16 protein-coding genes are annotated in these 24,204 nt (G+C 60.9%); 8 read left to right on the top strand and 8 right to left on the bottom strand.

All coding sequences use genetic code 11. The annotated features are described in order from the left end of the window. The 5 genes from tssG to tssB are packed head-to-tail and all read right to left on the bottom strand — an operon-like array spanning position 1 to position 5,524. Positions 1-1,026: a type VI secretion system baseplate subunit TssG gene (gene tssG / locus AC1DH9_RS02280; RefSeq protein WP_427536571.1), complete on the bottom strand. Its 1,026-nt coding sequence runs from the start codon at positions 1,024-1,026 to the stop codon at positions 1-3. Further along, positions 990-2,780: a type VI secretion system baseplate subunit TssF gene (gene tssF, locus AC1DH9_RS02275; protein WP_427536573.1), complete on the bottom strand. Its 1,791-nt coding sequence runs from the start codon at positions 2,778-2,780 to the stop codon at positions 990-992. The genes tssG and tssF overlap by 37 nt, the downstream gene beginning before the upstream one ends. Next, positions 2,764-3,207 carry a type VI secretion system baseplate subunit TssE gene (gene tssE / locus AC1DH9_RS02270; protein ID WP_427536575.1) on the bottom strand — a complete coding sequence of 148 codons (444 nt, stop codon included), beginning with the start codon at positions 3,205-3,207 and terminating at the stop codon, positions 2,764-2,766. The genes tssF and tssE overlap by 17 nt, the downstream gene beginning before the upstream one ends. Positions 3,208-3,222: 15 nt before the next feature. Further along, positions 3,223-4,923, bottom strand: coding sequence for a type VI secretion system contractile sheath large subunit (gene tssC, locus AC1DH9_RS02265; protein WP_477807736.1), 1,701 nt, complete (start codon positions 4,921-4,923; stop codon positions 3,223-3,225). 28 nt (positions 4,924-4,951) lie between these two features. Beyond that, on the bottom strand, positions 4,952-5,524 hold the full coding sequence (tssB, locus tag AC1DH9_RS02260) for a type VI secretion system contractile sheath small subunit (RefSeq protein WP_427536579.1): 573 nt from the start codon (positions 5,522-5,524) through the stop codon (positions 4,952-4,954). 205 nt (positions 5,525-5,729) lie between these two features. Here tssB and AC1DH9_RS02255 point away from each other — a divergent pair, with 205 nt between their 5' ends. From AC1DH9_RS02255 to tssA, 5 genes are read left to right on the top strand one after another with little or no spacing between them, the layout of a single operon-like run. Beyond that, entirely contained in the window at positions 5,730-6,200 is a 471-nt protein-coding gene (locus AC1DH9_RS02255) for a type VI secretion protein (RefSeq protein ID WP_427536581.1), read from the top strand. Positions 6,201-6,260: 60 nt separating this feature from the next. Then, positions 6,261-7,592 (top strand): type VI secretion system baseplate subunit TssK, encoded by a 1,332-nt coding sequence (gene tssK / locus AC1DH9_RS02250; RefSeq protein WP_427536583.1) that lies wholly within the window; start codon positions 6,261-6,263, stop codon positions 7,590-7,592. An 18-nt stretch (positions 7,593-7,610) separates the two neighbouring features. After that, positions 7,611-8,378 carry a DotU family type IV/VI secretion system protein gene (locus AC1DH9_RS02245; RefSeq protein WP_427536585.1) on the top strand — a complete coding sequence of 256 codons (768 nt, stop codon included), beginning with the start codon at positions 7,611-7,613 and terminating at the stop codon, positions 8,376-8,378. Further along, entirely contained in the window at positions 8,375-12,193 is a 3,819-nt protein-coding gene (locus AC1DH9_RS02240) for a type VI secretion system protein (RefSeq protein ID WP_477807735.1), read from the top strand. The genes AC1DH9_RS02245 and AC1DH9_RS02240 overlap by 4 nt, the downstream gene beginning before the upstream one ends. Next, entirely contained in the window at positions 12,190-13,290 is a 1,101-nt protein-coding gene (gene tssA / locus AC1DH9_RS02235; RefSeq protein ID WP_427536589.1) for a type VI secretion system protein TssA, read from the top strand. The genes AC1DH9_RS02240 and tssA overlap by 4 nt, the downstream gene beginning before the upstream one ends. A 15-nt stretch (positions 13,291-13,305) precedes the next feature. Here the strand turns inward: tssA and AC1DH9_RS02230 are convergent, their stop codons facing one another. After that, positions 13,306-14,256: a 2-hydroxyacid dehydrogenase gene (locus tag AC1DH9_RS02230; protein ID WP_442114514.1), complete on the bottom strand. Its 951-nt coding sequence runs from the start codon at positions 14,254-14,256 to the stop codon at positions 13,306-13,308. Between the two features lie 466 nt (positions 14,257-14,722). Between AC1DH9_RS02230 and AC1DH9_RS02225 the strand changes: the two genes are divergently transcribed. Beyond that, complete coding sequence (locus AC1DH9_RS02225) at positions 14,723-16,003, top strand: serine/threonine transporter (RefSeq protein ID WP_427536593.1); 1,281 nt, start codon at positions 14,723-14,725, stop codon at positions 16,001-16,003. Positions 16,004-16,234: 231 nt separating this feature from the next. Continuing rightward, positions 16,235-17,893, top strand: a complete 1,659-nt coding sequence (locus tag AC1DH9_RS02220; protein ID WP_477807734.1) for a SulP family inorganic anion transporter — start codon at positions 16,235-16,237, stop codon at positions 17,891-17,893. 94 nt (positions 17,894-17,987) lie between these two features. On the opposite strand, the gene acnB is transcribed toward AC1DH9_RS02220, so the two are convergent. Beyond that, positions 17,988-20,588, bottom strand: a complete 2,601-nt coding sequence (acnB, locus tag AC1DH9_RS02215; RefSeq protein ID WP_477807743.1) for a bifunctional aconitate hydratase 2/2-methylisocitrate dehydratase — start codon at positions 20,586-20,588, stop codon at positions 17,988-17,990. Between the two features lie 408 nt (positions 20,589-20,996). Between acnB and AC1DH9_RS02210 the strand changes: the two genes are divergently transcribed. Beyond that, positions 20,997-21,467 (top strand): DUF1289 domain-containing protein, encoded by a 471-nt coding sequence (locus AC1DH9_RS02210; RefSeq protein WP_427536597.1) that lies wholly within the window; start codon positions 20,997-20,999, stop codon positions 21,465-21,467. Positions 21,468-22,020: 553 nt separating this feature from the next. Here the strand turns inward: AC1DH9_RS02210 and AC1DH9_RS02205 are convergent. Next, the coding region (locus tag AC1DH9_RS02205) for a vitamin B12 dependent-methionine synthase activation domain-containing protein (RefSeq protein WP_477807733.1) at positions 22,021-24,204 on the bottom strand (2,184 nt) is incomplete at its 5' end.

Below are 24,204 nucleotides of genomic sequence, written 5' to 3'. Positions count from 1 at the left end.
TCAGGTGATCTCCAGCTGACGAAGACGAGTCTCGATGCGTTGCAGGGTGAGGCTGGACTGGCGTTGCAGGCCACCGTTCCAGCTCAACAGTGGTGGTGTCTGACGACCGAGTTTGATTGGGTTGGCACCACGCACCAGCAGTACCAGTGCGCACTCCAGGTCCGGACCGAAATACAGCGCGCTGAGGCTGGCCAAGGCCGCGTGTGTTTCACCGTCCGGCAATAAGGCAGCGGCCTGGACGGGCGTCAGCGGGCCGAGAGTCAGACGGATTCCGGCATGTTCGTCCCAGACCCGCGTGCCGGCCACGGCGCTGCGCCCCAGTTGCAGGTTGCGTCCACCGGGCTGCAAGCGGCTGCGACTGGCGGGTGGAATCTCGCGCCAGGCGCCTTCATAGGCGTTGAGCTCGACCGGTAATTCGAACTGCTCGCGCACGATCGCGGCAAAGCCTGAGAGCGAACGGCGCCCGTCGGCAAACAACGCGCTGCACGCCAGCACGGCGGCATCGGGAATCGCCTGACGATCATGCAGGGCCTTGGGCAGCAGGCCGGTCAACGCTCGCAGATGAGCGTGCACCGGTGTCGCACCGGGTACTGAAAAGCCCACGGCAATCCGGTGTTTGCGCAGCACTTTGTAGAGCAGGCTGAGCAGTCGGTGCTGGAACAGGTCGAGGAACTCGGCCGGTGCATAATCCTTGGCGCGGGCACGTTGTTGCAGCCATTCCTGATAGGCGTAGGGCAGTGGTCCGTCCGGCCCGCCGAGGCCGAAAACCGGGGTGGTCAGGGTCGGTTTGTGGTCGGTATCGTCGGTCAGGTTTTCAACCTGGCTGGCAGCGAACAACGGCGTCAGCGGGCCGCGCAGACGCAGCGCTTCAGCCTGCGGCGCGGTGCCGCTGCCCAGCGATTCGGCTTGTGGATGCTCGCGCTCAAGCAGCAACAACGCCTGCAACAATTCGAACGCTTGAGGATCGCGGCGCAGTCGTTGGCTCAGGCTCAGAGGGAGAGCGGCATGCCGGCTTGGGGTTGCCATGCCTTGATCTCCTTGTCTGATTCAACCAGCACCGTACGCACGAAGCGATTGGCCGTGGCATAGAGTGAGAAAAACTGCGCCAGCACCGCTGAAAACAGCACCGCGCTAGTGCCGACAAAATGCTGCGGATCGAGTTGCAGGCGAACCTCCAGTCCATTGCGCCAGCCGCGCCAGGCGTCTTCACCGACATGTGCAATGACGCGCTCGCAGCTCAGGCTCAGCAGGCCTTCGATCTGCCGCAGGGCACTGGCCTCGTCGCGCAGGTTATGCAGCGCGAGGATTTCCTTGAGTGCGTCCAGCGCCTGTGGACCTTCGACCAATGACAAGTGGTTGAGGGTCAATTGCGACACCAGCCGCCAGCGCGATTCACCGTCCAGCCGCGGCAGGCTTTGCGGGCTCGGCGGATTACGCAAGCGCGCCGAGGCGACCGGCCCCGGCCGCTCGAAACCCAGCGGTGTTCCGGCCGACAGGCTCTGGGCCAAGTGCCGATTGGTGCAGAGCAACTCGGCAGTCAGGCTCAGTTCAGTCACTTCTTCAAACGGGTCGAGCTGGGTGTCCACCAGACTCAGCATCAGGTCAGTGCCCAAGCGGTTTGGGGTCATGCCGCTGATTCGCCGGGCGTGCCAATAGCAGCGGTGGTTGCCGCCGTGCTGGCTGCCGTAATACGCCGGTACGCGCTGCACGCCCTGCGAGGTGCTGGCGCGCAGGGCGCGAATGCTGTGGATCTCGACGCTGTTTTCCCGATGGCTGTCGGCAACCAGGCGGTATTCGCTGCGAGTACCGTCCGGGCGCAGTGGCTCGGACGTTCGCGGGAACAGGTTGATTACCGGTGCGCAACCCAACGCGATATCACTGGCTTGTAAATGCAAACGGCTGCCGGGCGCCTGGTCGAAAACGATGTACAAATACAGCGTCTGACTGTCGCTGAGTGCACCCGCCAGCGGCACGTCGAAAAAATTGAATTTGTCCGGAAAGGCAAAGTACTCGGCGAGTAAACGCATCCCGGGATGCACGCCGTCTTCATCGGGTAGCAGCACTTCATCATTGGCAAAACCGACGATCTTCGGCAGCCCGGCCAGCGCTTTTGGTGTGCTGCCGGGTGGCCCGGCGAGGAGCTGAATCGCATGGGCGCCGAGCAAGTCGTAGAGTTTGGCGTTGATCACCGGCGATGCGGCCAGGTGCAAGCGCAACTGCTCGATGCCGAGCTCTGCCCATTGGCTTTGACCCAGGCAGCGCAGGCTCAAGCGCAGCGCCGAGCGTGCGTGGGCGACGCCGGTCAGGGCCTGGGCTTCGTCGCTTCCCAGCAGCAAGGCTTCGTTGATTTCCAGCGGCCAGAGGTGAACAGCGGCACTGGTGCGAAAGTGGATGCTTTCACCGTGGCGGGTGGTGACGAACAACGGCGTGTCGCGCGGCAGCGGGTAACCACCGGCCAGGTTGCCCTTGCTCGGATCGGGCTCGAACTGGACGATGGCGCAGGACGGCAGCGGCCGCATGGTCAGCGGATAGAGTTGTTCCAGCAGCGCGTCGCTGAACTCGGCGTAATCGTCGTCGAGTCGCCGTTGCAGGCGCGCCGCGAGCAAGGCGAAACCTTCCAGCAAACGTTCGACATGCGGGTCCGGGCATTCGCCGGGAGACAGCTCCAGGCGTCTGGCAACCTTGGGGTAGCGTTCGGCGAAAATGCTCCCGGCATGGCGCAGCCAGGTCAGTTCTCGCTGGTAGTAATCGAGCAGTTGCGGGTCAATCGAGTCGCTCATGGCGCACCTCAAGGCCATCGACGGCGTTCTCGATGACGAATGCGACAGGCCAATGCTGCTTGCCGCTGCGTAGCTCACCTTGCAGCCTGATACTGAGCTGCTGCGGATTTTCGGGGACCGGCGTGACGTCGATCGCGTCGAGTCGCAGACGTGGTTCGAAGGCGTCGATGGCTTCGCGAATCTGTCGCATCAGTTGACGGCGGTCATCGCTGCGCTGTTGCTGCAATGCAGTCCAGTCAGCGATGCCGTAGTCAATAACGCTGGGTGGCGTGGTCAGCGGGCGCTGGCCACGACGGGTGTTGAACAACCGCAGCAACTCGATACGGACTGACTCCAACAGTGCCTGGCGATCGAACGCCTGCAAGGTATCCGCCTCGCTGGCGGAAAGGCGTTCGAACAGCGGCGGCAGCATGCCGGTGCCGGTCATGGTCGGGGTACTCCGTCAGCCCTTGATCAGCTTGTTCGCGGCCATGTCCCAGGTCGAAGCGGCCGTGCCTTCCTTGGTGCCATCGTCTTTCTGGGCGGTCAGTTCCCACTTGATCTTGGTGAAGTTCAGCGAGAGGGTTTCCACCGGTTTGCCGCCCGTGCCCCCGCTGACGCTGACGTTGGACAGCACCACGTTGTTCAGGGTGTAGATGATGAAGGGCATCAACTGGCCGCTGCCTTCGGCCGCGTTGCGTCCGATGGTGATCTTGGCTTCCGGGATCGGTTTGCCGGCGCAGCAGTACTCGTTGAGAGAGGGGGTCGAGCTGTCGACGAACTTGGTCAGCGTGAACTCGCCGATGTGCGGCTTGCCGGAGGTGCGCTCCGAGTTGCTGACGTCGTTGGTCACCTGCATCGCGACGTTGTGGCTGTAGGACATGACTTCGATCTTGTCCTTGTAACCTTCGAGCAGGCTGTCGCCTTTGATGTCGCCGCCGAGGTCGAGAATGATTGCATCCATCGCATGAAAGCGGGACGCCGCGAGCACATAAGGCAGCATGGCCGAGATCCGCGCGTTGGCATTCGCCTCGTTGGTGTTGTAGACCTTGGACTTGTTGGTGGTCTGGCCACCGAAGAACACCGCCACGTCGCTGTTTTTCTTGTGGCACAAGGCGATGAAACCGAGGTCGTTGAGCTCTTTTTCACGACGGTCGGTGATTGCCACTTCGGTCGGACATTTGAGCGACAGATCGCCGGAGGTGGTGCGGAATGTGTGGGCGGGCAGTCCTTCGACGGCGCCACCGCCTTCGGCACCGCGAATCGCCGCACACCAACCGTACTTGGCGAAGGCCTCGGTGATGCGTTGCGACAGGGCCCAGGCCGCATTGCCCCAGAGGTATTTGCTGTGGTCACTGCCGTTGACGTCTTCAACGTAGTTGATGCCTTCTACCGGCTTGGTTTCCGGGCCATAAGGCAGGCGCAGCAGGAAGTGCGGCAGCACCAGCGAGACGTAGCGCGAGTCTTCGCTTTCACGGAAGGAGCGCCACTTGATCAGCTCCTGGCTCTCGAAGACTTTCGACAGGTCACGCGGTACCGCGAGCTCGGTGAAGCTGTTCATGTCGAACAGTCGCGGGCTGGCAGCGGCAATGAACGGGGCATGGGCGGCAGCGGCGACGTTCGAGAGTTTCTCCAGCAGGCCGATGTCCTGCGGATGCCGGCCGAAGGTGTAGTCACCGACCAGCAGGCTGAACGGGTGACCGCCGAAGGTCCCGTATTCTTCTTCGTAGATCTTTTTGAACAGCGCGCTCTGGTCGAACTCGACGGCTTTTTCCAGATCGTTCTGCAGTTCTTTCTGGGTCACGTTGAGCAGGCGCAGTTTCAGCCGGGAACTGGTTTCGGTGTTCTGCACCAGCAGGTGCAGGCCGCGCCAGGACGCTTCGAGTTTTTGCAGGTCCGGATGGTGCAGGACTTCGTTGAGCTGGGCGCTGATCAGCTCGTCGATCCGGCTGATGCGGTCGTTGATCATCGCCACGGTGTCCTTGTCGACAGCCATGCCTTTATCAAGAACCTGGGTGGCGAACTCCGCGAGCATGTCGCGGGCGTAATCCTTCTGGCTTTCGTCGTGGGCCATTCGCCCTTCGGCGATGATTCGGTCGAGCAGAGACAAGGTCTCGTTCACATTCTMGCTGGCTTGGGCCTGGGCGCTGGATGAGGCGGGCATGGCAATTTCTCCCTAAGTGAATGGACGATCAGGCTTGAGCTTCTGGCGCCGCGTCGGCATCGCCGGCAGGTGCGGAAGGCTGCGCTTCAGGCTGCGCTTCAGGCTGCGCTTCAGGCCGGGCCGACTTGATCTCTTGCAGGCCTTCGGTGTTGGCGATGACATCGCGCAGCAGCTTGTCCAGGTCATCGTTGCCATCGAGCTTGGTCAGCAGGTCGCGCAGACGCTGACGCGCTTCGAACAGGCGCCGCAACGGTGTCACTTGCTCGACCACCTTGACCGGGTCGAAGTCATCGATATGACCGAACTTGAGCTCGATGTTGAGCTTGCTGTCATCGCCGGTGAGGGTGTTGTTGACCTGCAAGGTGGCGCGCGGGGCGATCGAGGCGAGCACTTCGTTGAAGTTGTCGCGATCGATCTCGGTGAAGCGCCGTTCATTCAGTTTTGGGAGGGGGTCCAGCGGTTTGCCAGAAAGGTCGGCAAGAATGCCGACCACCAGAGGCAATTCTTTCTTCTCGATGGCGTTACCTATTTCGACGTCATAGGTGATTTGCACACGGGGCGGGCGGACCCTGTCGAGCTTGTGCTGAGTACTTTCTGCCATGGTGGCGGACTCCGTTGCATTGAGGGGGAGCAATGCTTCGGGAGACCCGCTCATCGCATTCCCTTGCTGAACCGTAGGTTAGAAAGGGAGGCAGTGGGACCTGTCATTCCCTTGACGAACCTTCCACATTCGTCGTGCTGACCGAACTATCCAAGACGCTAGAACAGGTCTATAAAAAAGCAAACAAAAACAATTTTTGACCGTCATGAGAAAAGGAAAATTCATTGTGCGCGCCGGTTTTTTTATTTCTCTCTCGTTCCTGTTACTCGCGGGCTGTTCGTTGTTCGGGCCGCGAGTCGATCTCGATAGCCTGACGCTGGACGTCGCCGCCCATGCCAATGACGACACGCCGATTGCCGTGGATTTCGTCGCGGTGAATGATCCGGACCTGCTCAAACAGCTGTCGGCACTGACTGCTCGGCAATGGTTCAGCGAGCGCGAGCAGTTTCAACGCGACTACCGGCAACTGATGACCGTCTGGGGACTGGAGCTGGTTCCGGGGCAGTTTATCGATCAACAACCCTTCCCTCTGGGCGGCAAGCGGGCCGCTGGACTTTTGATCTTCGCGAGCTATAACACACCCGGAGCGCACCGACTTCGACTGGACGATCAGAGCAAGGCCTGGCTGAAGTTCGACAGTCGCGAGATGACACTGGTCAGCGACGCTGCGCACTGATTTGCACTGATCGCCAGGCCGCTGGCACGCGCGGCACCATTCGACATCGAAGGGAATCGTATGAGTTTGCTACCTGATGCGGTTTGCTGGCACGAGGGCATGCAATTGCTGCCCCAGCATTTTCAGTTGCAAGGGCTGCGCGCCGAAGCGTTGGTCGCGCATTTTGCCAAGGCCTGCAACCCCTGGTTCTGGGGTGTCACCCATCTCGACATCGACCCCTCGGCACTCAGTGCCGGGCACGTTCGCTTGCTCGCCTTGCAGGCGACGTTGCCGGATGGTTTGCCGATCAATGTGCAGGCCGGTGTCGGGCCGATGCTGGAGCTTGATGTCAGCGAAGCGGTCAATGCAACGGACAATGCCACTGTGACCGTGTACCTGGCAGTCAGCCCGTTGTGGCGTGCCGGGCAATTACTGCCGCTCACCGGACGCTTGCAATCGGTAATCGGCGATGCCTTGCCAGACCTCACCAGCGGTCAATACCCCGAATCGATTACGGTGTGGCGGCCCAATCCGCGTTTATGCACGCAACTGAACAAGGCCGATTCGATCTGTGTACCGCTGGTGCGTATTCGCAAGGAAGGCGGCGGCTTTTTGCAGTTGCCCTACACCGCGCCGACGCCGTGTCTGTTGCCCGAGTCGGTGTTGGGTCGTCGGGTCGCCGGTGTGTGCGCCCGGGCACGAGAGAAATGCATGTTTCTGGCCGGTCGCTTGCGCCAGGCGCAGCAAGCTGGCAATCAGGATGACGCTGCGGAAATTCGTCGCCAATTGACCGCACTCTGGGCGCGTCTGCCGGAAGTCGAGGGTTTGTTGAGCAGTCGGCTGGCGACGCCTCAGGCGTTGTATGGTCTGCTGCTGGGGCTGGCCGGTGCCTGGTCGGCGCTTGATCCGCTGGCAGGGGTGCCGGCCTTCGCCGCGCTGGATTTTCTCGAGTTGCAGCGCGGCTACGAGAGCGTACTCGACTGGCTGGACAAGACCCTCGAATTGATTCGCGCCGGCTATCGCAGCCTGCCGTTCGAACGCCATGAACATACCTTCTCGATCCAGTTGCCCGACGATCAGCCAAGCCAGCGGCTGGTGATTGGCTTGCGCATGCCCAACGGCGCAAGCGAGCAATCTGCGAGCGAGTGGTTGAGCCGCGCGATCATCGCCTCTGCGCCGCACATTGCCTTGCTCGGTCGACAACGCATGCGCGGCCTGGCGCATGAGGCCATGAGTCGCAACGAGCAGGTGGCCTACAGCGTGGGCGAAGATACCCGGTTGTTTGTGGTCACCGCCCAGGGGCAATGGTTCGACGGGCAACTGCCGTTGCAGATTGTCGCGCCAGCCTCGCAATTGGCGAGTAGCCCGTGGCAAGTGGTGCTGTTTGTCGCTCAGGCCAATGAAAACGCTTGATCAGGGAAGGGGAATCCAATGCCAGAAGGGAACGTCGGCGGCGGTGCGCGAGGCCTCCACGAAGCGCCGCTGAGCAGCGCTTTTCGCCAGGCCTGGCAAGAGTGGTCGCAGGCCTGGAACGAACAATTCAAAGACAGTGACGATGCGGTGTTGGTCGAGGCCGTCGTCGAGTTTTCCACGCAGATTACCCAGCGCTTGTGGCGAACGGCATTCGCCAAAGTCGGTGATGCCGCCACCGAACAGGTGACCGCCGTGGTGTATGCGTTTGTCGCGCTGATCGACGAGACCCTGTTGTTTACCGCCTGGCCGGGTCAGCTTGGCTGGCAGGACAAACCGCTGGAGTCGCGGATGTACGCCAGCCGTCAGGCGGGCGAACGGCTGCCACTGGCGATCAAGACCTTGCTCGACGACCAGGTGCCGGCCACCCGGGATCTGGCCAATGTCTATCTGCAATGCCTGGTGCTGGGTTTTGAAGGCCGTCTGCGAGGCGAGCAGAACCAGCTCCAACATGAGAAGTGGCGGTTGGCGTTGTTCGCGTTTGCCTGGCAACACGAACCTGATTACGCCGATGTCAGCGCCCGGCTGGAGCAGCCTTCGGCGGTAATTCCCGTGCAGTTGCCCCTGCGTCTGTCGCTACCCGACGGCTTTCGTCTGGCGCTGGCGATCCTCGGCGTCGTGCTGTTGATGACCGGGGTGGGGCAGATGTTCTGGCGCGACATCCGTCAGGAGCTTGAGCCGGTCATGCACCTTTCCGAAACAGCGGCGACCTCGGAGCAAGACTCATGAGTACCCTGGGGATTGTCGCAACCATCGTGGCGGTGCTGTTGTTGCTGGCGGTGTTGCTGGTGGCGGTGTGGTGGCTGCGCACCCAGAGCGGCGCCGCGATTCGCAGTTTCTATCTGTCGGTCCGGCACATGGAGCAGGAGCAGGGCACGCAGGATCGCTATCAGATTCCGTGGCTGCTGATGCTCGGCAACGAAACCCAGGGCACTCAATTGTGCGCCCAATGGCGCTTGCAACCCACCGACAAACCGGCCTGGTTCGGGCGCTGGTGGTCGGACCCCGAAGGCGCAGTGCTGGTGGTGCCACAGGCGTTGTTTTTGCCTGATGAAGGCTTGAACCCGCAACGAGGCGGCTGGTGGCGTCTGTTGGGGTTGATCGTGCGCCTGCGCAGCAAGCGACCGCTGGATGCGGTGATCTGGACCGTGCCGGCCAGTCAACTGGGCGATCCGGAGCAGGCCGCCAGCCTCGGTCTGGCGGCACGGCGGCGCTTCATCGATCTGCTGCAGCGGTTCGGTCTGAGCCTGCCGGTGTATGTGGTCATCACGGGCATGGAGGAAGTGCCGGGCTTTCAGGCATTGATTGCTGCATTGCCGGTCGAGGCGCAGGAACGTGCGTTGGGCTGGTCGTCGCCGTATTCGCCAGAGGCGGTCTGGCAATCGCAATGGAGTGATCAGGCGCTGGATCAGGTGAGTCGGGCATTGTCGGAATCGATTATCGAAATCGGCGCCTTGTCCGGGCATTTGAGCAGCGAGTTGTTTGCCTTGCCGGACCGTTTCGAAGCGCTGCGGCGCACACTGCAAACCCTGCTTGAACCGGTTTTCCAGGGCAACGCACAAGGCGAGGCACCACGTTTTCGCGGGATTTACTTCACCGCCAATCAAGCGCCGGAGAGTACTCGGGAGAGCTTCTCGGCCTATGACACGGTGTTGCAGCAGAGCGCGTTTGCCCGGCAGTTGTGGCAGCGCCGGATTGTCGCCGAACGTGGCGTGGCTCAGGTCGTACCGCGGATTTTGCGCCTGCGCCAACGCTGGCAACGGGTGACCGGCGTGGTGGCGCTGGTGGTCGGCCTGGTCTGGGCGATCGGTATGGTTTGGGTCTGGCACGACTCGGTCAAGGATGCCCATGAGTTGTCACGCTTGCTGCAAGGTGCGCAGAAAAATTATGTCGCGGTCACGGACGAAAGCCATCGACTGGAACCGACGCGACGTAACGTCGAAAGTTTCTGGCGGGTACTGGAACGAGCCCCGCGCTGGACGTTCAGTTCGGTGGTCTTTCCCACCTCCTGGTTTTCCTCGCTGGATGCGCAGCTGGAAGACGAGTTGCGGCTCACTGCCCAGCGGCAGTTACTGGTGCCGCTGCAAGAGTTGCTGGTGTCGGACCTGGCGCAGCTCAAGGCGATCCGCAATACCGAGCGTCGAGTGAACGTGGAAAGCGAAGACCCGGCGCAATGGCAGAACTACGTCAAGGCCAAGGAACTGGTCGAGCGCGCGGTGCGTCTCGAACAACAGAACCAGTGGTTCAATCAGGCGTTGAACAATCCCCGGAGCCCGCTCGATGACCTGGTGCTGTTGAGCAATAACGCCTTGTCGCTGAACCTCAATGTCGGCACGTTGCGTCGCTCGGCCTTCTATAACCGGGTACTGCTCAATTCCGACACCAGCGGGTTGAAAGCGCTGGACCTGAGCACGGAACGCTCGACCATCTCGACGAATTTTGAAGGCCTGATGGAGCGCTGGCTGGRCCAGTACTTCCTGGCTGACAACTTCGTGCGTCAGGCCGGCTATCTCAAGCTGCACCTGGAGCGGCTGGAGTCCGGCAGTGGCAATTCACTCAGCGAGCTCGAGGACTTGAGGGCGCTGATTGACGACCTGCAAGCGTTGATTGGCTTGACCAACTCGGCGTGGGGACGAGGCAAGGGCCAGGACCTGGTGCCGGGCTACCGCGAGCTGATGGATAAAGTCCGCCAAAGCGCCTTGCTCGGGCCGCAACTGGAGCAACAACTGGACATGCAGGCGTCGAAGTTGCAGCAGAGCTTTCGTGATCAATGGATTGCCCAGGCCGGCTCGCGTGGCAATTTGCTGGTTCAGCAAGGCAGCGGACAACTGGCGTTGCAAGAGCATGTCAGCCAGCTGGACAACGCCGTGCAGGCCTTGTTCAAACGCGATTTCGTGGCCATCGCACTGCGTCAGGACGATTCCAGCCTCAGTGCTTCACAGGGGCAGAGCGCCGACAGCGATGGTCTCAACAGCGCATTGAATTACTTCGCCAGTTACAAAAGTTACGTCAGCGAAGAGTTGCCACGTATCCCGCCAGCCTATCGGGGCGCGCTGCTTCAGGCGGCGGAAGGGGCGGCGGCCAAGGCGATGTGGTTCAGCCTGGAGGAGCAGGGCGGCCAGGTGCAGCAAGGCACAGGGTTCAATGTGCAGGCCTCGCAGGCGGTGGCGTTGCAAAAAGCCTTTGTCGAGTTGCGCCGCAGTGACCTGGCCACCCGTTTGCAGAACGCACTCAACCGCCGCGCGTTGGCCGAGGTCGCCAATGGCCTGAACGAAATAATCGCCCAGCCGCTGTTCAGCGAAAGGACCAGTATTGCGCGCTGGGATGGTTCGAAAAACCTCGGCTTGCAGCTGTACGGTGCCAGTGATGTGCAGGACCTGAAGCTGAGCCTCAAACAGCAGTTCAACACCATGTTGGGTATTGCCGAACAACGTACGTCGGCGCTGGAGTGGCTGAAGGTCCAGCAGCAGAATCTGTCGGGACTGGATTACGAGCGGGTTGTGCAGTTCAGTGCCTTGAATGATGAACTGCTCAAGTACAAGGAGCAGAATCCTGCCAGTTCTGCGGCACAGATCGAACAGTTGGTGAGCCGGGACTTTATCGACATGGATGCCGGGTCCTGCGCACAAATCCTGCAAACCGCCAACCTTTCCGGTGGCCGTGGGACGCTTGCCCTGAGGGCTCAGGAACTGCAGCAAACCGCCATGCAGCGCTGCCAGTCGCTGCAACAGCAACAGGCTTCGGCGGCATGGAACGACCTGGCCAACTATTTCAATCAGTACCTGGCCGAGCGTTTTCCATTCTCCAATGGCACGCAGGTGACCGATGCCGACCCGGCGCGGGTCCAGCATTTGCTGGAGTTGATCGACAAGCGCCTGCCCGTGGCGCAAGCCGGTTTGCAGCTCAGCCGGACACCGGAACGGTTGGCCGCCGAGGACTTTCTCAACCGCTTGAAGCAGGCCAGCACCTGGCTCGGGCCGCTGTTTGTGCGAGATAAAAGCGGCATTCTCGGGGTGGAGATGGACGTGCGCTGGCGCACTGATCGCGAGGAAGAGCACGGCGCCGATCAGGTCATTGCCTGGGGCTTGAATGCCGGCAATCAACAGATCAGCTACCCCGGCGAGGCCCAGCAGAACCTGCGCTGGATGGTCGGCCAACCCGTCAGGTTGACGTTGCGCTGGGCCAGGAATGGTCCCCAGCGGCCGGTCAGCGACCCGTTGCAACCGAACCTGGTGATCCGGGATCTGGAGGCTGGCTGGGAGTACGGTGGCCCTTGGTCGCTGCTGCGGCTGATGCGTTCGCACCAGTCGAATCAGCGCCAGCCGAGCATGGACTACACGGAGTTTCCACTGACCTTGCGCTTGCCGGTCGCCGCGAGCACCAGCATTGAGGAGCCGACACAGATGTTCATGCGCCTGTCATGGATGACTCAGGGATCAAAACTGCCGTTGTCCATTCAACCATTGCCGACCCGTGCGCCGCGTTCACCCTTTGTCTCGACGGGTTCGACGGCGGCCATCGTGACGAACGAGGAGGGCTTGTGAGTCTGCCGTCACTATCATTGTCATCGCCGCTGCCGGAATTGATCGCACAGCTGCTCGAGCCGATCAGCGATGAAGCGCCCTGTGGCGAGGACCTGCGCTATGAGCCTGAGTTCGATCAGTTGCGTGAGTTGCGCCGCGAGGACGATACCAGTTTGCCGACAGGGGTCTGGCAGTCGTCGATCAAGCGTGCCCAATGGCCGGAACTGGCAAAGCTCGCCAGCCGCTTGCTGCTGGAGCGCAGCAAGGACTTGATGCTCAGTGCCTGGCTCGGCGAGGCCTGGTTGCATCTGGACGGCCTGGAAGGGTTGCCGGGCAGCCTGGCGCTGGTGGCGGGGTTATGCGAGCGCTACCCCGAGCAACTTCACCCTCAGGCCGAGGAGGGCGATCAGTCGTGGCGGGTGATTCCTCTCGAATGGCTGGCGCGACGCTACAGCGAAATCCTGCTCACCCGGGTGCCGCTGTTCGACACGCGCACCAGCGAATTTGCGGATTTCTGCCTGGATGACTGGCGGCGCTTGCAAGTGCAGCAGGTGATGGTCAATGACACCAAGGCTGCAAAAACCTCAGCTGAAGCTGCGCGCAACGAGCAGAAAAAACTCACCGAACAGATTCGCGCGACACCGCTGTCCTTCTGGTTGCGCAGCCAAGGCAGCCTGTTGCTGAGCTTGCAGCATCTGCAACGGCTGGAGGACTGGAGTGATGCCTACCTGGGCAATCAGGCGCCAGGCTACAAATCATTGCGGGGCATCATCGAGGCGCTGTTGACGCTCGTTCAGGAGTTCATCGCCATGCATCCACGTCAACCCACCCAGGCCCCGGTCGAGCCGCCGCAGGTCCGGGCGCCCCAAAACACTCCGGAGCCAGAACCCGCGCCAGCTCAACAGGCACTGCGTGAACCGGCGAGTCGCGAAGAGGCTTATCGGCAGTTGTTGCTGATTGCCGAGTACCTGGCGCGAACCGAGCCCCACAGTCCGGTGCCTTACTTGATCAGGCGTGGCGTGGAGTGGGGCAATAAACCGCTGAGTGAACTGTTGGGCGAGTTGATATCGGCTGACGCGGAGTCGCGCCGACTCTGGACGTTATTGGGTGTGCTCTAAACATCGCAGCGCCTCTCAGAGCGGCTTGGGCAACTTGATGGGCGTCAACACCGGACGATCGGAGAAAAACGCCATCAGGTTCTGCCCGACCAGTTCAACGGTTCCCTTGGTCGCTTCCGGCGACAGGCCGGCCACATGCGGCGTGAGGACCACATTGCTCAATGCCTTGAGCGCATCCGGCACCTGAGGCTCTTCATCAAATACATCGAGCGCGGCACCGGCGATCCGCCGTTGCTCGAGCGCGCTGATCAGGTCGCTGGTAGCAACCACGCTGGCGCGGGCAATGTTGACGATAAAACCCTGGGGACCCAAGGCATCCAGCACCTGCTTGTTGACCAGGTGCTGCGTGCCGATGTCGCCGGGCGTGCAAACGATCAGAAAGTCGGAGGCCCGGGCCAGTTCGGTGGGCGTCGAGCAAAAGTCGTAGGGGACGTCGCTGAGCAACTGGCGGCTGTGGTAACTCACCGTCATGTCGAAGCCATTGGCGGCACGTTTGGCGATGGCCATGCCGACGGCGCCCAGCCCCAGAACACCCAGGCGCTTGCCGGCCAGTGACGGGCGCATGATCTTCGGCCATTCACCGCGGCGCACCGCCGCGTCGCACCGAGGGATGTCACGCACCAGCGACAGCAACAAGGCCATCGCATGATCGGCCACCGACGAGGCGTTGACGCCAGCGCCATTGGTGACGGTTATGCCCCGATCGCTGGCGGCTTGCAGATCGACCTGCTCGTATCCGGCACCGATCACGCAGATGATTTTCAGGTTCGCCAGCGCGGCGATTTCGTCGGCATACAGCCCCAGCGGGCCGCGCGTCAGCACGGCATCGATCTGCCCGCGGTGACTGGCGATGGCCTGGGCACGCTCGGCGGGGGTGGGGGCGAGAATCAGGTGGAAGCCTTGATGTTCGAGAATCGGCAGGTAGTCGTTAATGGTTTCAACCAGTACCAGTACGGTTGCAGGCATGCTGGGCTCCTGTAGGCACGGAATGTCGGGGCTCGAATGTCGCGTCAGGTTGCTGACTCCGGATCGGTTTGGCAATCACCAAAAGTCGCAGAACTCAGTGTAGGAGCTGAGGAAAGTAATGAAAGCGAGATCAAAAGATCGCCCGAATGCGGCCCGAGCCTTCGGACGATCTTTTCAGCGCGTCAGAACCTGGCGTCTATTGAGTGCACTCAGCTCACTATTAAACGCCCCCCTATAAAGCAGTTTCTTCGGATTGCTCGCGTTCAGCCGGCGGATTGTGTGGGCTGTGGCGCGCAAAGCCATTCCCGAGTATCTGATCCGCACAACCATTCCTCAGCTAAGTCTTTGCTTCTGCTGATTAATCCCGGACAATCGCGCCCCTGTTTCGGCCAGGGCGCTGCCTGTCAGCCTTTTCTGACTCGTCCTGACCGAGTGGCAAGTGACCGGAATGCGGAGATCTGACCGGATGAATGATCAGGCCAATAGCGTTGATGAACGCTATGAAGCGGCGGCACCAGCGAGCCTCAGCAGCTGGAATCGCCATGACACTACCTGGATGCTGGGCCTGTTTGGCACGGCGATTGGTGCGGGTACCCTGTTTTTGCCGATCAATGCAGGCCTTGGCGGTTTCTGGCCGCTGTTGATCCTGGCGTTGCTGGCGTTCCCCATGACCTTTTTTGCACACCGTGGCCTGACCCGCTTCGTGTTGTCCGGTCGCGCAGGGGCAGACATCACCGAAGTCGTCGAAGAGCATTTCGGGATCAAGGCCGGCGCCCTGATCACCTTGCTGTACTTCTTCGCGATCTTCCCGATCCTGCTGATCTACAGCGTTGCGCTGACCAACACCGTGGGCAGTTTCCTCGAGCACCAGTTGCACATCATGCCGCCGCCACGGGCGATTCTGTCGTTCGTGCTGATCCTCGGTTTGCTGGCCGTGGTGCGCTGCGGCGAGCAGATGATCGTCAAGGCCATGAGCCTGATGGTGTACCCGTTCATCGTTGCGTTGCTGTTTCTGGCAGTGTTTTTGATCCCGCACTGGAACGGCGGCATTCTCGCCACCGCGAGCACCTTGCCCGCGCCTTCGGCGTTGCTGCACACGCTGTGGCTGGCGATTCCGGTGATGGTGTTCTCGTTCAACCACTCGCCGATCATCTCGGCCTTTGCGGTGGACCAGAAGCGTCGTTATGGCGTGCACGCCGAAGAGCGCAGCTCGCAAATCCTCTCCCGCGCTCACACCCTGATGGTGGTGATGGTGCTGTTCTTCGTCTTCAGTTGCGTGCTGACCCTGTCGCCCGCACAACTGGCCGAGGCCAAGGCGCAGAACCTGTCGATCCTGTCGTACCTGGCCAACCATTTCAGCAACCCGACGATCGCGTTCGCCGCGCCGTTGATTGCGTTCGTGGCGATTTCCAAGTCATTCCTGGGCCACTACATCGGCGCCAGCGAAGGCCTCAAGGGGCTGATCGTCAAGAGCGGTCGTCGTCCGGCACCGAAGACCCTGGACCGTATGACCGCAGCGTTCATGCTGGTGATCTGCTGGATCGTCGCCACACTGAACCCGAGCATCCTGGGGATGATCGAGACCCTCGGTGGCCCGGTCATCGCAGCGATTCTGTTCCTGATGCCGATGTACGCGATCCGCAAGGTGCCGGCCATGGCGCGTTATCGCGGCCAAGCCTCCAACGTCTTCGTGACATTGGTGGGCCTGGTGGCGATTTCGGCGTTGATCTATTCGCTGAGCGCCTGATTCAGTGAGGCAACGGCCGCTGCGCTTTATACGCGCAGCGGCCGTTTTTTTTGCTCGGTCGAAAAGCTCGACGCGACCCTCTGTGCGGGTTATCGGGGGCAAACTGATCCAGCTCACGTGCCATTGCGGATTAGAGGCTACGCTTGTGCCTGCAAAGCAGTGTGATCGATGTCCTGTTTTGTGCCGTTGTCGATCTGGCCGACTTGAAATTGATTGTCTGGAGACACCTGATTGCCGACTGATCCGCTGATAACTTCATCCCAAATCACACCGGAGTGTCCGAATCGCTGGCAGGACCTGTTGGCCGGGCTGTCGATTGCCGGTTTGTTGCTGCCAGAGGCTGTCGCTTACTCCAGTATTGCCGCCCTGGCGCCGCAGGCCGGGGTGATTGCGCTGTTCGCCGGGTTACTCTGCTATGGACTGTTTGGCACCAGCCGGTTTGCTATCGTTTCCGCAACCTCTTCGTCAGCCGCCGTGCTGGCGGCCGCCACCGCGACACTGGCCAATGGCGACCCGCAATTGCGCGCAAGCCTGGCCATCGGTCTGGTACTGGTGACCGGCGCGTTCTTTTTACTGGCTGGATTGTTCAAGCTTGGCAAGGTGACGTCGTTCATCGCCAAGCCGGTATTACGCGGCTTTGCCTTTGGCCTGGCGCTGAYGATCATCCTTAAACAGCTCGCCAGCGTAGTCGGCGTGCACCTGAGCAACGGCAATCCGATTCGTTTTTTGCCGGAGTTGCTGGAGCAACTGCCTCAGTGGAACTGGGTCGCCGCCGGCGTGGCGGCAGTGGCGCTGGCCTTGTTGTGGTTATTCGGGCGGCTCCGGCGCTTGCCGGGTGGCTTGCTGGTGGTGGTGATCGGCATCGCGGCGGGGCAATGGCTGAACCTGCCGGCCTACGGGGTCCGGATGATCGGGGTTATCGACCTTGGCCTTGAGGTACCGAAGCTGCCGGTGCTGCCCTTTGCCGACTGGTTACGCCTGGGGGAACTGGGCTTTGCCATGGTGATGATCCTGTATGCGGAGTCCTACGGCTCGATCAGCTCGTTTGCACTCAAGCACGGTGATCGGGTGTCCTCGAACCGGGATTTGCTGGCGCTGGGGGCGTCGAACCTGCTATCCGGGTTGTTTCACGGGATGCCGGCAGGGGCAGGCTATTCCGCAACTTCCGCGAATGAGGCCGCCGGTGCGACGTCGCGATTTTCCGGGGGCGTGGCAGCGCTGGTGGTGCTGATCATTGTCCTGACGGTGTTGCCTTATATCGCCTTGACCCCTGAGCCGATACTGGCCGCGATCGTCATGCACGCGCTGGGCCGTGGCTTGAGCCTGCAACCGTTGGGGCGCTATTTTGTCTGGCGACGTGATCGCCTGCTGGTGATCTGCGCCGTGGCGGCCGTGTTGGTGTTGGGGGTRCTGGACGGTTTGCTGGTGGCGGTGGCGATCAGTGTGCTGCTGATGCTCAAGCAGATGTCGGCGGCGGATATCCAGGTTCTCGGGCACATCGGCACCGGGCACGATTTCGTCGACGTGCAACGTCATCCCTTGGCCAAGGCCGTGCCAGGGATGCTGATTGTCCGACCGGGCGAAGCGCTGTTTTTTGCTAACGCGGAGCGAATTCTTGGCGGTGCCTTGCACTTGATTCGGCACTCTGAAACGCCGATTCATACGGTGATTCTCAGCCTGGAAGAGTCACCGAACCTGGACGGCACCAGCATTGAGGCGTTGCAGGAGTTTTTCTTGCGGGTACACAACGAAGGCAAGCGCCTGGTGCTGGCGCGTCTTAAGCTCGAGGCGCAAGCGGCACTCTCGGTGCTACCGGAAGTCAAGCGTTTGCGGGTCACTCTCTGTGACTTGAGCGTCGACGGGGCGGTGCAGGAGGCGCTTAAAGGCTAAGGGCAAAAACCTTCGGGCATAAAAAAAACGCCGCGCACCTTACGATGCGCGGCGTTTTTTTGTGGCGAGGGAGCAAGCTCTCTCGCCACAGGCGTTAGGCTTGAACGACCGGGATGTTGGCGTTCGCTGCAGCTTCACGGAACTCGGCGATCTGGTCGAAACTCAGGTAGCGATAGACATCGCTGGCCATSGTGTCGATTTCTTTCGCGTAGGCCATGTACTCCTCGACGGTCGGCAGGCGACCCAGGATCGAAGCAACCGACGCCAGCTCGGCCGAAGCCAGGTAGACGTTGGCGCCATCGCCCAGACGGTTCGGGAAGTTACGGGTCGAGGTCGACACTACGGTGGAGTTCGGTTCAACGCGAGCCTGGTTACCCATGCACAGCGAGCAGCCCGGCATTTCCATGCGCGCGCCAGCCTTGCCGTAGATGCCGTAGTAGCCTTCTTCGGTCAGTTGGTGAGCGTCCATCTTGGTCGGCGGCGACAGCCACAGACGGGTTGGCAGCTGACCCTTGACCTGATCCAGCAGTTTACCGGCAGCGCGGAAGTGACCGATGTTGGTCATGCACGAACCGATGAACACTTCGTCGATCTTCTCGCCAGCAACGCTGGACAGCAGACGGGCGTCGTCCGGATCGTTCGGCGCGCAGAGCACAGGCTCCTTGATGTCGTTCAGGTCGATTTCGATGATTTCAGCGTATTCGGCGTCAGCATCGGCAACCATCAGCTCAGGGTTGGCAATCCAGGCTTCCATCGCTTGAGCACGACGTTCCAGGGTGCGCGCATCGCCGTAGCCTTCGCCGATCATCCAGCGCAGCAGGGTGATGTTGGAGCTCAGGTACTCGGTGATCGACTCTTTCGACAGCTTGATGGTRCACCCGGCAGCCGAACGTTCAGCCGAGGCGTCGGACAGCTCGAAAGCTTGCTCGATGCTCAGGTTGTCCAGGCCTTCGATTTCCAGGATGCGGCCGGAGAAGGCGTTCTTCTTGCCTTTCTTCTCTACGGTCAGCAGGCCAGCCTGGATCGCGTAGTAAGGAATGGCGTGAACCAGGTCACGCAGGGTGACGCCCGGTTGCATTTTGCCTTTGAAGCGCACCAGGATCGATTCCGGCATGTCCAGTGGCATCACGCCAGTGGCTGCGGCGAACGCGACCAGACCGGAACCGGCCGGGAACGAGATACCCATCGGGAAACGGGTGTGCGAGTCACCGCCGGTGCCGACGGTGTCCGGCAGCAGCATGCGGTTCAGCCAGCTGTGGATGATGCCGTCGCCCGGACGCAGGGAAACGCCGCCGCGGGTCATGATGAAGTCTGGCAGGGTGTGGTGAGTGGTGACGTCGATCGGCTTTGGATAGGCCGCGGTGTGGCAGAAGGACTGCATCACCAGATCGGTCGAGAAGCCCAGGCACGCCAGGTCTTTCAGTTCGTCACGGGTCATCGGGCCAGTGGTGTCCTGGGAACCGACGGTGGTCATTTTCGGTTCGCAGTAGGTACCTGGACGAACGCCGGCTACGCCGCACGCCTTGCCGACCATTTTTTGCGCCAGGGTGAAACCCTTGGTGCTTTCAGCCGGAGCTTCCGGTTTCTTGAACAGGTCGGACGGTGGCAGGCCCAGTTCGGCACGCGCCTTCTCGGTCAGGCCACGGCCGATGATCAGCGGGATACGACCGCCAGCACGGACTTCGTCGAGCAGGACCGGGGTCTTCATTTCGAAGGTGGTCAGGACTTCATCAGTGCCGTGTTTGCAGACTTTACCAGCATGAGGGTACAGGTCGATCACGTCGCCCATGTTCATGTTGGTGACGTCGAATTCGATTGGCAGTGCGCCGGCATCTTCCATGGTGTTGTAGAAGATCGGAGCGATTTTGCTGCCGAAGCAGAAACCGCCAGCGCGCTTGTTCGGCACGTAAGGAACGTCGTCGCCGAAGAACCACAGCACCGAGTTGGTTGCCGATTTACGCGAAGAACCGGTACCCACGACGTCGCCGACGTAGGCGATCGGGAAACCTTCGCCGCGCATGGTTTCGATCTGCTTCATCGGACCGGTGACGCCTTGCTCGTCCGGCACGATACCGTCACGGGCCATTTTCAGCATGGCAAGGGCGTGCAGCGGGATGTCTGGACGCGACCAGGCATCAGGAGCAGGGGACAGGTCGTCGGTGTTGGTTTCGCCGGTGACCTTGAACACGCGCAGGCTGATCTTGTCGGCCAGCACCGGGCGGTTCTTGAACCACTCGCCGTCAGCCCAGGATTGCAGTACGCCCTGAGCGTGGACGTTGCCGTTCTTGGCTTTTTCCGCGACGTCGTGGAAAGCATCGAACATCAGCAGGGTGTGCTTGAGTTGCGCAGCAGCGACGGCGGCCAGTTCGGCGGAGTCGAGCAGGTCAACCAGGGTCACGATGTTGTAGCCGCCTTGCATGGTGCCAAGCAGTTCAACAGCGCGCTTTTTGTCGATCAGGGGGGAAGTGGCTTCGCCTTTGGCCAACGCGGACAGGAAGCCGGCCTTTACATAGGCTGCTTCGTCCACTCCAGGCGGAACGCGATTGGTGATCAGGTCAACGAGGAAAGCTTCTTCGCCAGCAGGAGGATTCTTCAGCAGCTCAACCAGGCCTGCAGTTTGTTCGGCGTTAAGCGRCTGGGGAACGATACCCAGTGCTGCACGCTCTTCGATATGTTTGCGGTAGGCTTCAAGCACAGTTATTACCCTCATCAGTGGTCCCAAATGGGTGTCCGGGACGCTCATCCCGAAATTGCCGTACTCATGCGCTGCGTGGCGTTGTGGGCCGCTTAGCCAGAATTACCGACAATTCCTTACAGAAGCTGCTTTCAAAGTTTTACGCCTGCAGAACGGGGAGCTGATGAGGGTTGGCGTTGGGTTTTTCCCCGCTGGAAAAACCCTTCGCCAACACCGCTCTGAAGGAACGACTGTGCTCGTGACGCTTTGAAAACAGCTTCTAACGGACATTGGCGCCTTAAAAGGCTGGCTGATTCTACGGCAAAAAAAAATTAAAGGTAAGTTAGGCCCTGAACTTTGAGGGGTGATGAATGTTAGACAAAGGGCTAACATGCCGACCTGTTTTGCTTTCTCGCGTTCTGCCTACCTATGCCCAATCAAACCATCAAGACTCCCTGTGTCGGCCTCTGTTCCACTGTTTACGGTGATCTGGTGTGTCGCGGCTGCAAGCGTTTCCACCATGAGGTGATTCACTGGAACGGTTACAACGAGGAAGAAAAGCGCGCGGTCTGGCTGCGTCTTGAGCAGCTGTTGGTGCAAGTGATGGCCGGGAAACTCGAGATTTTCGATCCCTGGCGTCTGCGTGAGCAGCTGGAGCAGCGCAAGATTCGTTTTGTGCCGCATCAGTCGGAATATTGCTGGGCGTACCAGTTGATTGCCCGGGGGGCGCGGGTGATCAACAATCTGGAGGCCTACGGGATGGTGTTGCTGCCGGAGTTCCGCGATTGGAACTTGCCGGAGTTGCGTGATGCCATTGATCGGGAATTCTTCCTGCTGTCGGAAGCGCATTACCAGCGCTATATCGCACCGGGTTTCCTCAAGGATGCATTTGGCGGTTGATCCTGGCGGCCTGAAAGCCGACCCATTTCTCACAGATGTACACAGTCCAAATGTGGGAGCGGGCTTGCTCGCGAAGGCGGCCTGACAGCCGACCTATCTCTCGCAGATGTACACCAATCCATTGTGGGAGTGAGCCTGCTCGCGATGACGGCCTGACAGCCGACCAACCTCTTGCAGGTGTACATATCCATTCCTGCGGTAACGGCCACTTAGGGTTTCGCCCTGACGGCGACTCACTTTTCCAGACGCCGAAAAGTAAGCAAAAGGCTTCGCCCCAAGCGTCCGGCACCTCGCCTAGGCTCGGCGTTCCCTCGCTCCGGCATTCATCAGGGGGCATCGCCTACGGTCTGCTTCGCTACGACCTCCTCTCGATGTGTTCGACTTCGTCGAACGGCGCTGCGCGCCCCCCCCTGATGAACACCTCCACTCGGCCTCCCGAAGGGGCGGGTGGATCAAGATCAACGGCGGCAGGCGAGCTAACGCTCGGCCTGTTGAGTGGTGGGGGGCGGGCGCTGCGCTTTATTGTGTGCCGTAGGCTGCGATCTTTTGATCCTTAGTTGTCGTAACCGAGGTTCGGTGCTAGCCAGCGTTCACTCACGCTCAGCTCCTGGCCTTTGCGAGCGGTGTAGCTTTGCACTTGATCCTTGTCGATTTTGCCGACGGCAAAGTATTGCGCCTGTGGGTGGGCGAAGTACCAGCCGCTGACGGCGGCGGCCGGGAACATCGCGTAGTGTTCGGTGAGGAACACTCCGCTGCGACCGGCGTGCATTTCGCTGGCCTCGGGGTCCAGCAACGAGAACAGCGTGCCTTTCTCGGTGTGGTCCGGGCAGGCCGGATAGCCCGGGGCAGGGCGGATGCCGGTGTATTGCTCTTTGATCAGCGCCTCGTTGTCGAGGGCCTCGTCCTTGGCATAACCCCAGTAGTTTTTACGAACCTGCTGGTGCAGCCATTCGGCACAGGCCTCGGCCAGACGGTCGGCCAGTGCCTTGACCATGATCGAGTTGTAGTCGTCGCCAGCGTCCTGATAGGCCTTGGCGACTTCTTCGGCGCCGATCCCGGCGGTGGTGATGAAACCACCGACATAGTCGGTAATGCCGCTGTCTTTCGGCGCGACGAAGTCGGCCAGGGAGAAGTTCGGCTTGCCGTCGGTCTTGATGATCTGCTGGCGCAGGTGATGCAAGCGGGCCAACGGCTTGCCGTCATCGCCGTAGACTTCCAGGTCATCGTCGTGCACCTGATTGGCCGGCCAGAAGCCGAACACCGCACGGGCGCTGATGAGCTTCTCGTCGATCAGTTTGGCGAGCATTTCCTGAGCGTCGGCGTACAGCGCGGTGGCGGCTTCGCCGACTACTTCGTCCTGGAGGATGCGCGGGAATTTACCGGCCAGGTCCCAGGAGATGAAGAACGGTGTCCAGTCGATGTACTCGGCCAGCACCTTCAAGTCGATGTTGTCCAGCACCTTGGCGCCGGTGAACGTCGGCTTGACCGGTTCGTAAGAACTCCAGTCGAACTGCGGCTTCTTGGCGATCGCCGCCGGGTAGCTCAAGCGTTCGGTGCGGGCGCTGCGGTTAGCCGTGCGCTCGCGGACTTCGATGTATTCCTCGCGGGTTTTCTCGACAAAACCGGCCTTCAGTTCCTTGGACAGCAACTGCGTCGCCACGCCGACCGCGCGAGAAGCGTCGGTGACGTAGACCACCGCGTCGTTGCTGTACTTGGGTTCGATCTTCACCGCCGTGTGAGCCTTGGAGGTGGTCGCGCCACCGATCATCAGCGGCAGATGGAAATCCTGGCGCTGCATCTCGCGAGCCACATGGACCATCTCGTCCAGCGAAGGCGTGATCAAGCCGGACAGGCCGATGATGTCGCACTTCTGCTCCTTGGCCACTTGCAGGATTTTCTCGGCCGGGACCATCACGCCGAGGTCGACGATGTCGTAGCCATTACAGCCGAGCACCACGCCGACGATGTTCTTGCCGATGTCGTGGACGTCGCCCTTGACCGTGGCCATCAGGATCTTGCCCTTGGCTTCCGGTTTGTCGCCTTTTTCCAGTTCGATGAACGGGATCAGGTGCGCCACCGCCTGCTTCATCACGCGGGCGGATTTCACCACCTGCGGCAGGAACATCTTGCCGGCGCCGAACAGGTCGCCAACGATGTTCATGCCAGACATCAGCGGGCCTTCGATGACCTCGATCGGCCGGGCGAAGGACTGCCGGGATTCTTCGGTGTCTTCGACAATGTGCGTGGTGATGCCTTTGACCAGCGCGTGCTCCAGACGCTTGTTGACGTCCCAACTGCGCCATTCTTCGGTCTCGGCTTCCTTGACGCTGCCATCGCCCTTGTACTTGTCGGCAATCGCCAGCAGCGCGTCGGTGCCGTCCGGGGTGCGGTTGAGGATCACGTCCTCGACGGCGTCGCGCAGTTCGGCCGGGATCTGGTCGTAGATCTCCAGTTGACCGGCGTTGACGATACCCATGGTCAGGCCGTTGCGGATCGCATACAGCAGGAACACCGAGTGGATCGCTTCACGCACCGGGTTGTTGCCACGGAACGAGAACGACACGTTGGACACGCCGCCCGAGGTCAGCGCGTAAGGCAGTTCGTCACGGATATAGGCGCAGGCGTTGATGAAGTCGACCGCGTAGTTGTTGTGCTCTTCGATRCCGGTSGCGACGGCGAAGATGTTCGGGTCGAAGATGATGTCTTCCGGCGGGAAGTCGACTTCGTTGACCAGAAT

It is taken from the genome of Pseudomonas sp. 05T35, from assembly GCF_056396605.1.
This window is presented reverse-complemented; position numbering and strand designations above follow the sequence as displayed.

Bases quoted from the DNA above. Each gene is read 5' to 3' on its own strand.
- tssF (WP_427536573.1), bottom strand. From the start codon at position 2,780: ATGAGCGACTCGATTGACCCGCAACTGCTCGATTACTACCAGCGAGAA.
- tssK (WP_427536583.1), top strand. From the start codon at position 6,261: ATGAGTTTGCTACCTGATGCGGTTTGCTGGCACGAGGGCATGCAATTG.
- AC1DH9_RS02230 (WP_442114514.1), bottom strand. From the start codon at position 14,256: ATGCCTGCAACCGTACTGGTACTGGTTGAAACCATTAACGACTACCTG.
- AC1DH9_RS02245 (WP_427536585.1), top strand. From the start codon at position 7,611: ATGCCAGAAGGGAACGTCGGCGGCGGTGCGCGAGGCCTCCACGAAGCG.
- AC1DH9_RS02255 (WP_427536581.1), top strand. From the start codon at position 5,730: ATGAGAAAAGGAAAATTCATTGTGCGCGCCGGTTTTTTTATTTCTCTC.
- tssE (WP_427536575.1), bottom strand. From the start codon at position 3,207: ATGACCGGCACCGGCATGCTGCCGCCGCTGTTCGAACGCCTTTCCGCC.
- tssG (WP_427536571.1), bottom strand. From the start codon at position 1,026: ATGGCAACCCCAAGCCGGCATGCCGCTCTCCCTCTGAGCCTGAGCCAA.
- AC1DH9_RS02210 (WP_427536597.1), top strand. From the start codon at position 20,997: ATGCCCAATCAAACCATCAAGACTCCCTGTGTCGGCCTCTGTTCCACT.
- tssB (WP_427536579.1), bottom strand. From the start codon at position 5,524: ATGGCAGAAAGTACTCAGCACAAGCTCGACAGGGTCCGCCCGCCCCGT.
- AC1DH9_RS02225 (WP_427536593.1), top strand. From the start codon at position 14,723: ATGAATGATCAGGCCAATAGCGTTGATGAACGCTATGAAGCGGCGGCA.